The organism is Litoribrevibacter euphylliae, assembly GCF_042646085.1.
In the GTDB taxonomy this organism is placed as follows: domain Bacteria; phylum Pseudomonadota; class Gammaproteobacteria; order Pseudomonadales; family Litoribrevibacteraceae; genus Litoribrevibacter; species Litoribrevibacter euphylliae.
The window spans coordinates 1,081,899-1,093,442 of the sequence record NZ_JBHRSZ010000004.1 but is presented as its reverse complement, the minus strand read 5'-3'; the positions used below and the strand labels follow the sequence as shown (position 1 = coordinate 1,093,442).

Below are 11,544 nucleotides of genomic sequence, written 5' to 3'. Positions count from 1 at the left end.
TCTTGCGAGCTTAGATTATTCTTCATTTGATTATCAGAATACGGGTGATGGATCATCATTCGGTTATTCCGCTTATTCTGGTTCCCAGTTCAGCGTGTCGGTTGACGGTGAGCTAGATGAAGGTGAGCTCACGGCGTTGAATGATTTCTTAGGTCAGGTTGATAGTTTGGCACAGTCATTTTTCAGCGGAGATCTTGATAGTGCTTTAGAGCAGGCAATGTCTCTAGGATATGACAGTTCTGAATTAGCGAGCTTTACCTTGGATTTCTCGTATTCTGAAGTTCAAGCGACTACTCGGACTTATCAGAACGTACAGGATCTTGGCGATGGTCAAGGTCAGGGATTGGCGTCTTTACCTAATCTCGTAGAACCACTGAAGCAATTCGCTGAAGACGTTCAAAGTGTTGTTGATAAGGCAAGCTTATTTCAATCATCCGCTGCAGGCATGTTAGACCTTCTTGAGCAGTTCATTGCGGATAAAGCAGAGAGTAGTGAGTTGTCTCCAAGCGAACGAATTCAAGAATTTGCTCGCTCATTGTTTGAAGAAGTGTTGCCTCAAGCATTTGGTACAGCTTCTGAACCAGAAACTGAAGATGGTGTTTCCGTCGATGAACTTGCTGGTGAAGTCGATGCTTAATCACTTTTGGTGATGATTAAAAAAGAGAGCGCTTAGGTGCTCTTTTTTTATGCCTAATGAACCCATAGAATAGCTATCGGACTTTTATCACTAAAGAGCTTTTATCACTAAAGAACTACTATGAATAATGAAACGCCTGATTTACTGATTTATACAACAGAGGGCTGTCATCTGTGTGATATCGCAACGCAAGTTATTGCTTCTGCTGTGGATTTGGAACAGGTGTACGTTGAATTAGTCGATATTGCTGAAGAGAAAGATGCTGATCGATTGATTGAGTCCTACGGCACCCGACTTCCTGTAGTCCGTCATCTTGCCACCGACAGAGAGCTTGATTGGCCCTTTGACTCCGCAACCTTTGCTCACTGGTACGAAGTCGTTAATGAATAACGGCTCTTATACGCTTTTTAGTTCGTTTGTTTTAGTTGCCTGTACTCACCAGGCGTAGTGTTTGTCCACAGCTTAAAGCTTCTATGGAAAGAACGAGTATCTGAGAAGCCTAGGTGAGCAGCAATATCACCCATCGATAGCTGAGTGTAGGCGAGGTAATACTCCGCACTTTCTTTTCGCACCTGATCCAATAACTCTTGATAACTGCTGTCTGCCGCTTGTAGCTTCCGCTGAAGAGTGCGGCCTGAAATACCTAATATTTCTGCAAGTCGCTCTTTGCGAGGCGGTTCTGATTTCATGATCTCTTTCAGCGCCCGAGTCGCTTTGATTACGATGTCTTGTTCAGAGGTGAGCTCATTAAGCTGGGTCTGCGCATGTTGTTCAAGTGTTTGCAGTAACAGTGGGTCGGAGCGCCTTAATGGTAATTCAAGTTGCTCTTTGCTGATGAAGATAGAATTACTTGTTTGTCCAAATTTAATGGGGCATCGGAAAATTTCTTGATATTTTTGCTCTGTGTCTGGGTTGGATGGTTTTTCTCGAGTCAACCAAATCTCTTCAGGCGCTTGATCAGGTCTATTACCCAGCCAGCGACAGTAAGTCAGCCAGGATGCCAAGACGTTATCAATCATGTGAGGAATGACTTCCGGGTGGGTGTAATTGCAATGCCAAGTCATTTTTACGCCTAAGCCACTTGGAAGTTCCAAATCCTCAAACTCGGTTACTCCCATATCCCCAACCAACTTTTCGTAGGGCATGGCTTTTTCTAACGCTTCTTTGATGGTTCGACAGTTCATTGTGATATAGCCAAGGACCACATAAGAGCCTGGTTGAACATATTGCGCGGTGCTCAAACCAAAGGTGTCTAATTCGCATGATCGTATTAGTTCCAGTAAGAGCGCTTGGAAATCAGTGCCTTGAACCCTGGCTGTGTCATCTTCAAGCAACTGAGCTGGAAATCTGGAATTAGTGATGGCCGCCTTAATGTCTATCCCTAATGCTTTAGAGCATTCCAAATACTGTAGAACAGGGGGAATGGAGGCGGTTCCTAAATTATGTGATGTTGAGTCTGTACGTGGGGGTGTACTACTTAAATCAGTATCCATATTTCTTGGCATTGATGTCTGTCAAAGTTCAATTTGTAATTCTTATGATGACCTAATTTGAACATAGCCTGTCCCGATAGGTCAGTTTAAAAATAGTTTAACATGGTTAGACTGTGCCACACATAATAACACTAACAATGATGTGTTGTTCGCACATTTATTGAATTGAGTCATGGAAAGCTGCTTCTGTTATCTTTATTTAGGAGTAGTAATAGGAAAAGTTAAGTCTATTTTTTTCAAGTGGTTAGGGTTAACTTTTAAAGTATAAAATTAGTAGGAGAAGTAATTATGCGTCGTTGGAATGGTTGGGGTGATGAAAGTACTTATTTAGAACTTCCGGATAACGGCCAAGCATTTTTGGAAGATAAAGTAGGGGCTGCTTCTCCTCTTGCCAATGCGACTTACGAAGAGGTTGAAGCCTCAGTACCTGAGTCTCGTTTGGCCGAGTCTGAGCTTTATACAACTGCAAAGAAAGATCGTATTTTACACGCACGCGGTCAAAGCCTTCCTGACTGGTTGGCTATGAAGAGTGGTGATATTGGTGTATTCCCGGACGCAGTCAGTTATCCAGAATCTTCCGATGACGTAAGAGCCTTATTAGATCAGGCAAAAATTAATAACTGGGTGGTGATCCCATACGGTGGTGGAACCAGTGTGGTTGGTCACATCAATCCTCTACAAGATGAGCGTCCTATCATTACCGTTGATATGGGCCGTATGTGTCGTCTATTAGATTTAGACGAACAGAGCAGAATTGCGACTTTTGGGGCGGGCGTCCCTGGACCGCTTCTTGAGTCGCAACTTCAAGCCAAGGGCTATACCCTTGGCCATTTTCCTCAATCCTTCGAACTATCTACCTTAGGTGGATGGGTTGCCAGTCGTTCAAGCGGTCAACAGTCGCTTAAATACGGCCGCATCGAACAGATGTTTGCTGGCGGCAAGATTGAGACTTTAGACGGTACGTTTGATATTCCGACCTATCCTGCGTCATCAGCCGGCCCAGATATTCGTGAATGGTTCATGGGCTCTGAAGGTCGTTTTGGTATCATCACCGAAGCCAAGATTCGTGTTACACCGATTGCAGAGCAAGAGAAATTCTATGTTGCCTTTCTACCAAGTTGGGTGAGCGCGCTGAATTGTGTGCGCAGCATGGTTCAAGCAGGCATTCCTATGTCTATGATGCGTTTGAGCAACGCTGTAGAAACTGAAACTCAGTTGGCGCTGGCGGGGCATGAAGGTCAAATCAACTTACTGGAAAAGTTCCTGAAATTCAGAGGTGCTGGCGAAGGGAAGTGCATGATGACCTTCGGACTAACGCACAACAAGGCTCAAAACAACTTGTCTCTTTCGCAAGTTAAGAAAATCATTTCCCGTTTTGACGGCGTTTATACTGGCACCATGCTTGGTAAGCGCTGGAAAGAGAAGCGTTTCTTATTCCCTTATCTTCGTGAAACATTGTGGGAACGCGGCTATGCAGTAGATACTTTGGAAACTGCAACCGATTGGGATAATGTCGATTACTTGTTGAATGAAATTGAGAACAATCTCAGAACCGCCTTGAATGTTGAGGGCGAGAAAGTTCATGTGTTTACGCATTTGTCTCACTTCTACAATCAAGGGTGCAGTATTTATACAACCTATGTGTACCGGACTGGCGATAGCTACGAAGAAACACTGGAGCGTTGGAAAAAACTGAAGCATTCGACGTCTGAGTTAATCGTTAACAATCGCGGAACGATCAGTCACCAACACGGTGTTGGTCTTGATCATGCGCCTTATATGGCGGTTGAGAAAGGCGAAGTTTCTACAGGACTGATTCGTCACGCGGCTCAATACTTCGATCAAAAGGGACAGCTTAACCCGGGTAAATTGTTGGTTGATTCACCAGAATCAGGACAAGTAAGTGTCATTGAAAGTAACAATGAAGCATCTTCTGAATCTGCATAAATACGAAGAGGTCAAAGATCATGGTGGCATCTTCTGGTGGATCGAACTCAGAACCGGTTATTAATAGTGAACATGCGAAATTTGATAGTGAGGTGCCGACTTCACTATCAAAGCGTACTATCTCAACAGCAGCGCATGAATTTCGCCAAACAGTCCGTAGCGCTCATGAAAACAAAGGTGACGCTGATAAATCGTTATCGTTCAATTTAATTGTCATCGGTGGCGGGATTACAGGTGCCGGAGTGTTGCGAGAGGCGGCACGTAGAGGCCTTAAAGTGCTGCTTCTGGAGCAAAAAGACTTTGCTTGGGGCACGTCCAGCCGTTCTTCCAAAATGGTTCATGGCGGGCTTCGCTATTTAGGTGAAGGACAGTTTCGCTTAACCAGAGAGTCGGTTCGAGAGCGTCAGCGCTATCTTGATGAGGCGCCAGGCCTTGTGGATGTGATGCGCTATTTGATGGTTCACAAGCCAGGGCAATTTCCGCCACGTTGGTTATTTCAAGTCTTGCTGAGTATTTATGACTTCTTTGCTGGGAAGAAGTATCGACAATCATTGAATGCATCAGACTTACCGAGTTGGCTAGGGCCTATAGAGGCAGGGGACGCAACAGGCGGCTCCGTTTTTGCTGATGCCGTAACCGATGACAGTCGCCTGGTTGTGAGAACTCTCACTGAAGCCATTAACGATTGCGGCGTAGCACTAAACTATTGTTCGGTTTCATCATTAATCAAAGACGATAACGGCCGAGTTACCGGTGTTGAAGTTCAAGATGAAATACTAGGCATTTCTTATAAGCTGAAAGCAACTGCAGTGGTAAATGCCACCGGTGCTTGGGCTAAAGAATTGGCCAAGACTAATGCACCTGAATTACGACCGCTCAGAGGCAGTCATTTAGTTATCCCTTTCTGGCGTTTACCTGTGTCTTGTTCTATTTCTATGTTGCACCCAAGGGATAAACGCCCCGTGTTCGTTTTTCCTTGGCAGGGCGCTGCAGTTATCGGAACGACCGACTTAGATCATAAGACACCTTTGTCGAAAGAAGCGTCTATTACTCAAGAAGAAGTTGATTACTTGTTGGAAGGGGCCAATTACTACCTATCCTCCAGTAAGATTTCAGAGCAAGATGTTATTTCAACTTGGGCAGGTGTTCGACCAGTTATTTCCAGCGGAAAAGGGTTGGATCCGTCAAAAGAAAATCGAGAACATACCATTTGGCAGCAGCCCGGACTGATTACTGTCAGTGGCGGTAAGCTAACCACTTTCCGAGTGATTGCGTTTGATGTGCTTGAGCGAGTAATGAAAGATGAACTCGGTCACGGTCCTAAAGCCAAAATAAAAGATTACGGACAAGCGTTCTTTACCTCAACAAACTTCGCAGCCAGTAAATTAGGGCGATTAACTGGCCGCATTAAGCGCCGACTATCAGGCCGTTATGGCGTTCGCGCTATGGATGTTATTGCGGGTAAAACGCTTGCAGAGTCCAAAAATGCAGAGCTTGAAGCGTCCATTGGTTATTCCGATATCTCGTGGGCTGAGTTGGAGTGGGCGATTAAGAACGAATCGGTCGTTCATCTTGATGATTTAATGTTGCGTCGAACTCGTCTTGGCAATGTGATGCCACATCTGTCCGACACATTATGGCAGAAGGTTCAGGCGTTGTTTGCCGAACATCAGGGCTGGGATGAACAACGATGGAATACCGAGTTATCTCGATATCAAAAGCTTTGGGAGGCGTGCTATTCACTTCCAAGTCACAGGAAAGAAGATTGTTCTTCTGATAACAACAGTGTAGATGGTGATGATCATCAAGCTGCTTCTGGTGTATCTAAAGAGGCTGTTTGATGGACAAAATTACCAAAGTTGTTGGTTCTGCGAAGAGTCAACCGTCGTCTACGCATATCCTGGCAATTGATAATGGCACCCAAAGTATTCGCGCTTTGGTGTTTGATCTGGAAGGTCAGCTCATTGCCAAATCCAAGGTCCATTTGGAAGCCTATTTTTCAAAGCATCCTGGTTGGGCAGAGCAATACCCGGAATACTACTGGAAGAGCTTGTCTGAAGCATGTAATGCGCTTTGGCAAGATCCACAGGTCGATCGCAATAATATTCGAGCTATGGCTGTTACAACACAGCGCGGTACCGTTATTAATCTCGATAAAGACGGACATCCACTTCGGCCTGCCATTATTTGGTTGGATCAAAGAAAAGCTGACACCAGTGAACCTGTTGGTGGTTTATGGGGGGCGGCCTTTAAAATTTTAGGTCTGACGGAAACGATTAATACCTTCCGTGCTAAAACCCAAGCGAGATGGATTCAACAGCAACAACCTGAGATATGGGCAAAGACCGATAAGTATTTACTGTTGTCCGGTTACTTGAATTACAAGCTAACAGGTGAGTTTAAAGACTCCATCGGCTCCCAAGTGGGTTACATTCCTTTTGATTATAAACGCTTGAAATGGGCACCACACTGGGATTGGAAGTGGAAAGCTACGGGAATTCGACCAGAGCAACTGCCTGAGCTGGTCAACCCAGGCGATGGCATTGGTAAAGTGACTCGAGAAGCTTCTGAATACACAGGTATTCCTGAAGGTCTTCCTGTTATTGCGGCAGCTTCCGATAAAGCCTGTGAGATCATTGGCTCAGGTGGTGTGTCACCCAACATTGCTTGTTTAAGCTTCGGAACAACCGCAACCATCAATACGATTAATGACAAATACGTTGAAACCATTCCAATGATTCCGCCTTATGCGGCGGCGATTCCGAATGCATATTCTACGGAAGTTATGATTTATCGTGGTTTCTGGATGGTCAGCTGGTTTAAGAAGCAGTTTGGTCTGCGTGAAATTAAAGTTGCGCAAGAGCGAGGAATTGAACCAGAACAGCTTTTTGATGAGCTGGTGAATTCAGTACCGCCGGGTTCTATGGGCTTGATGTTGCAGCCGTACTGGACGCCAGGGCTTAAAAATCCTGGACCGGAAGCAAAAGGGGCGATCATTGGTTTTGGAGATGTGCATACACGGGCGCATATCTACCGAGCTATCTTGGAAGGTCTTGTTTATGGGCTTCGAGAGGGCAGAGAGCGTATTGAGAAACGCAGCGGTACGCATGTCTCACAGGTGCGTGTTGCAGGTGGTGGTTCTCAAAGTAATGCTGCAATGCAGATTACAGCGGATATCTTTGGGATACCAGTAGAAAGGCCTCATACCTATGAAACTTCAGGTTTAGGCGCTGCCATTGATGTGGCTGTGGGGATGGGATATTACAGGTCGTTCGATCAGGCCATTGCCAACATGACACACACGGGTGACGTTTTCTATCCGAACAAGCCAACACAGGACATGTATGACCGCTTGTACAAAGAAGTGTATCTGAAAATGTACAAACAGCTCCAACCGCTTTACAAATCTATCCGTGATATTACTGGCTACCCAGAGTAGCCAGTTCTTTCTAATCTCCGAATCAAAATATCAGTTAGTCTAAATTAAAGAAACGCTTAGTGTTCTCTGTTGTTTTTGCGGCAAGCTCTTCCACTGGTATTTCAAGTAATTTTGCAATGTATTCACCTATGTGTGGTAGATACTTGGGCTCATTTCTTCGATTTTTAGGCTTAGGGGATAATGTTCGAGGAAGCAGATAAGGGGCATCAGTTTCAAGCATAAGACGATCTTCAGGGATAAGCTTAATGAGGTCATGTAAATGAAAGCCTCTGCGCTCATCGCAAATCCAACCTGTAATACCAATGTATACATCAAGATCGATATAGCGTCTTAGGTCTTCTTCTGAGCCTGTAAAACAATGAATCACAGCGTTACTGAGCTCTGATCTATGCTCGGCCAGGAGTGCGGCCATGGCTTCACCTGCATCCCGCTCATGTAAAAACATAGGTTTGCCTGTGCTTTTAGCTAGCTCTATGTGCTTTAGAAAAGAAGCTTGTTGATCTTCAGGCGTAGAAAAGTTCCGATTGAAGTCTAATCCTGTTTCTCCAACAGCGACGACACAGCGTTCAGACATCATTTCAGCGATTTCTTGAAAAGCACTGTCAGAGTTTTCTTTTGCGTCGTGAGGGTGAATACCTGCTGTTGCATACTGATTAAAGGTCTTAGCAAGCTTGATGGCGTTACGACTCTCTTGAAGATCAGTGCCTGTGATGATGATTTTTGAGACGCCTGAAGTCGTTGCGTCTTCAATAATGGCGGCTTGCTGATCTTTAAATTGTTTATTGGATAGGTTGACGCCTATATCGATCCATTCGATGGGATTTTGCATAGATTAAAGTTACTACTGAAAGGGATTGGAGTTAGATGTTATGTCATGTCTTTGTAGCGATTGCTCCAGCTAACCGCTTCTTGATAAAAGTCGTTGAGATGTTGATCTCTAATTCCCATTTTTGCAAGGCTGTTCCAATTTATTTTATCCCACCAACCATTCTCATGAGCCATCACGGTCGCCAAGACAAAGCCTGGATATCCTTTGTAATAGAGTAAGGCGTTATGGATTTCATCGGAAAGCGGAATGTGTTCCAGCAGTTTGTGCATATTCATATCCATAAATGCTGGTAAACAAGAAAGGATTCCAACCGTAAAAAAGCTTTCCGTATCATTAGAATTAAGCTGACTCGCCATTAGCTCACAGGTTTTCGCGCGAATCAAAGCGACAGAAGTGAGCTCTTGAGGTTTATCATCGAGTTGAGATAGGGAAAGCAGAATCACCCAAGATTTGATTTTACGAAGTCCAAGCCAGGTCAGAGCTTGTTTCACTTTAGTTAGTTTTCGACCTCGGGTATAGGCTGCTGAATTGACCAGCTTCAAGAGTTTATAGGTCAGTTCAGGGTCTCTGACCAGAATTTCTTCTAGGAAATCTAAGTTTACTTCCGGGCGATGAAGCTGAGCAATCAGTGATAAGACAACTTGACGGTTATAGGAGAGTTGCTTTCCTTTAACTAATTGTGGTTTAGCAAAAAAGTAGCCCTGAAATAGTTCAAAGCCCAGCTCTTTACACTTTTCAAATTCTTCATGGTTTTCAATTTTCTCGGCCAGCATTCGTCGTTTGGTATTTTTTATGCGTTTGACGTCTAACAGGAATTCTTTTTCGGTTGAATAAGCCCTAAGATCTACTTTGATAATGTCGCAGAGTTTGATCAGTTCAAGTTTGTCATTGGAGTAAACAAAATCATCCAGTGCAATGGTATAACCTTCTTCTTTTAGCTGGGAGAGGGCCGTTATTACTTCATTGCAGTCGGTAATGTCTTCGAGCACTTCAATGACAAGACTTTTCTTTTCAAAAGGAATGTCGCTGAGTAAGAGATTCTTGGTAAAGTTAACAAAACCTGGAACGCTGCCTGTTAATTGAGTGATATCGTACTCTGAATACGCAGACAGTAAGACCTGACTGGTAGCTGAATCTTGATCGGTGGGAGATGCGAAGTTGTCAGTACTGTTTCTAAAAAGTAGCTCGTAAGCTGCTACTCCAAGATTCTTATCGAAGATTGGTTGTCGGGCCAGTAAAGGCTTTTGATCAGTAGACGAAGAATCCATATATGCTTTTAACGTCAATGTTGTTTTGATCTACAATTACTAAAGAATTAAGTGTAGATCACGATATACATGCTAACCACATATCATCACCAGAGGTCAGTTAATGTCTGGAATTTTGGACTCCGTAGATTCGAGAACGCAATTAGTAGGCGAGAATCGCCTAGAGATTTTGACGTTCCAACTACATGGTCATCAGCAGTACGCCATCAATGTGTTCAAGATTCAGGAGGTTTTGCCTCTTCCTAATCTTACTTTGATTCCTCATCGTCATCCGTATGTTTGTGGTGTTACCCATCTGCGAGGATCCACCATACCCGTGATTGATTTGAGCGCAGCTATTGGGATGCGCCCCATCGTTCCTGATGATAAATGCACAATCATTGTAACGGAATATAACCGATCGGTTCAGGCGTTCCTCGTGGGTGGCGTCAGCCATATTGTGAATTTAAACTGGGAAGATATTTTGCCACCGCCTCAAGGATCAGGTCGTCAAAACTTCCTTACAGCAATTACACGAATTGATGAACGCATTGTTGAAATCATTGATGTAGAAAAAGTACTTGCTGAAATTGCACCTTACGATACGGATGTATCTGAAGATGTGCTTGAGCCTGACGTAATGAAATACGCCGATGGCCTTGAGATTTTGTTGGTGGATGATTCCAACGTTGCTATTTCCCAGGCAACGGAGACACTGCATAAAATTGGAATCCAGGTAACGTCGAAAAGCGATGGGCTACAAGGCCTACAACATCTACAAAAACTGGCTGATTCTGGAATAAATCCTGCTGAAAAGTACTTGATGCTCATTACTGATGCTGAAATGCCGTCAATGGATGGCTATCGCTTAACAACGGAAATTCGCAACGATCCCCGCATGAAGGGGATGTTTATTGTCTTACACACGTCACTTAGTGGTGGTTTTAACCAAGCGATGGTTAAGAAGGTTGGTTGTGACGATTTCCTTTCTAAATTCCAACCAGATATGTTGGCCCAAGTCGTTCAAAACCGAATTAAGTCATTAAAAGGATTATGATTTATTAATCCTTATGCTATTGATTTGATGAGAGAGTATGTCATGATTCCAAACTAATTAGTCAACTGGTTTGGATCATGCTATGTCTAATCTTCGTGTTCACTCGCTCTTTCATTATCCTGTAAAGTCCTGCGCTCCGATTACCTTGCAAAGAGCTGATATTGATGCATCGGGTATCGTAAATGATCGACGCTGGATGATTGTTGATGGGGCTTCCGGAAAGTTCGTTACTCAACGGAAAGATCCAAAGTTAGCGCGTATTAAAGTTAAAATTGAGAATGGCATATTAGCTCTTCATTATATGGATGGCATGTCATCATTTATTGATGTACCTATCAGTCAAAACAAACTTATCGAAACCGAAGTCTGGAAAGATCGACAGCTGTGTTGGGATCAGGGCGAACAGGTTGCTAGCTGGCTGTCTGATATTCTTGGTAAAGAAGTGCGTCTGGCTTACATCGGAGAAGACCAGCTAAGAACAGTCGATCAGGACTATGCTAAGCCTAATGATCAAGTAGGGTTTGCAGATGGTTTTCCTTTTTTAATTACAACCACCGCTTCCATTGAGCAGTTTAATCGTGATCTAGGCTATGAAGTTTCAGTGCTACGGTTCCGCCCAAACATCGTTATTGAAGGGGCGGGCTTGGATGCTTACGCTGAAGATAACTGGACATCACTATCGATTAATGGGATTCAATTCGATTTGGTGAAACCTTGTTCTCGATGTGTCATGCCTTCCATTAATCCTGAGACTATTGAGCGTGAAAGGGCGGTAATTGAAACTTTGGTTGCTACCCGCAAACAAGGTAATGCAACCTTCTTTGGTCAGAATGCAACTCACAGTAAAAAGAAGGGTGTTATTTCTGTTGGAGATAAGGTGACTCTTATCTAACAA

The 11,544-nt window shown here is 43.9% G+C and carries 10 protein-coding genes; 7 read left to right on the top strand and 3 right to left on the bottom strand.

Annotation, left to right across the window (positions count from 1 at the left end):
• The coding region (locus tag ACFOEK_RS12570; protein ID WP_386721424.1) for a hypothetical protein at window positions 1-637 on the top strand (637 nt) is incomplete at its 5' end.
• A 120-nt stretch (window positions 638-757) separates the two neighbouring features.
• The gene (locus ACFOEK_RS12565; protein WP_386721422.1) at window positions 758-1,027 is read left to right on the top strand and encodes a glutaredoxin family protein; all 270 of its coding nucleotides are present in this window, start codon (window positions 758-760) and stop codon (window positions 1,025-1,027) included.
• A gap of 17 nt (window positions 1,028-1,044) precedes the next feature.
• Here ACFOEK_RS12565 and ACFOEK_RS12560 read toward each other — a convergent pair whose 3' ends face one another.
• Window positions 1,045-2,130 (bottom strand): AraC family transcriptional regulator, encoded by a 1,086-nt coding sequence (locus ACFOEK_RS12560; RefSeq protein WP_386721420.1) that lies wholly within the window; start codon window positions 2,128-2,130, stop codon window positions 1,045-1,047.
• 288 nt (window positions 2,131-2,418) lie between these two features.
• Here ACFOEK_RS12560 and ACFOEK_RS12555 point away from each other — a divergent pair, with 288 nt between their 5' ends.
• From ACFOEK_RS12555 to ACFOEK_RS12545, 3 genes are read left to right on the top strand one after another with little or no spacing between them, the layout of a single operon-like run.
• Window positions 2,419-4,077 carry an FAD-binding oxidoreductase gene (locus tag ACFOEK_RS12555; protein ID WP_386721418.1) on the top strand — a complete coding sequence of 553 codons (1,659 nt, stop codon included), beginning with the start codon at window positions 2,419-2,421 and terminating at the stop codon, window positions 4,075-4,077.
• A gap of 20 nt (window positions 4,078-4,097) precedes the next feature.
• A complete protein-coding gene (locus ACFOEK_RS12550; protein WP_386721415.1) occupies window positions 4,098-5,918 on the top strand; it encodes a glycerol-3-phosphate dehydrogenase/oxidase in 1,821 nt (606 codons plus the stop codon).
• Window positions 5,918-7,516, top strand: coding sequence for an FGGY-family carbohydrate kinase (locus tag ACFOEK_RS12545; protein WP_386721412.1), 1,599 nt, complete (start codon window positions 5,918-5,920; stop codon window positions 7,514-7,516). The genes ACFOEK_RS12550 and ACFOEK_RS12545 overlap by 1 nt, the downstream gene beginning before the upstream one ends.
• A 34-nt stretch (window positions 7,517-7,550) precedes the next feature.
• Here the strand turns inward: ACFOEK_RS12545 and ACFOEK_RS12540 are convergent, their stop codons facing one another.
• A complete protein-coding gene (locus ACFOEK_RS12540; protein WP_386721409.1) occupies window positions 7,551-8,345 on the bottom strand; it encodes a TatD family hydrolase in 795 nt (264 codons plus the stop codon).
• 38 nt (window positions 8,346-8,383) lie between these two features.
• Window positions 8,384-9,613, bottom strand: a complete 1,230-nt coding sequence (locus tag ACFOEK_RS12535) for an EAL and HDOD domain-containing protein (RefSeq protein WP_386721406.1) — start codon at window positions 9,611-9,613, stop codon at window positions 8,384-8,386.
• Between the two features lie 103 nt (window positions 9,614-9,716).
• On the opposite strand from ACFOEK_RS12535, the gene ACFOEK_RS12530 reads away from it, so the two are divergent.
• Both ACFOEK_RS12530 and ACFOEK_RS12525 read left to right on the top strand, forming a co-directional pair.
• Window positions 9,717-10,649 (top strand): chemotaxis protein CheV, encoded by a 933-nt coding sequence (locus tag ACFOEK_RS12530; RefSeq protein WP_386721403.1) that lies wholly within the window; start codon window positions 9,717-9,719, stop codon window positions 10,647-10,649.
• An 82-nt stretch (window positions 10,650-10,731) separates the two neighbouring features.
• On the top strand, window positions 10,732-11,541 hold the full coding sequence (locus tag ACFOEK_RS12525; protein ID WP_386721400.1) for an MOSC domain-containing protein: 810 nt from the start codon (window positions 10,732-10,734) through the stop codon (window positions 11,539-11,541).
• Window positions 11,542-11,544: the final 3 nt, after the last annotated feature.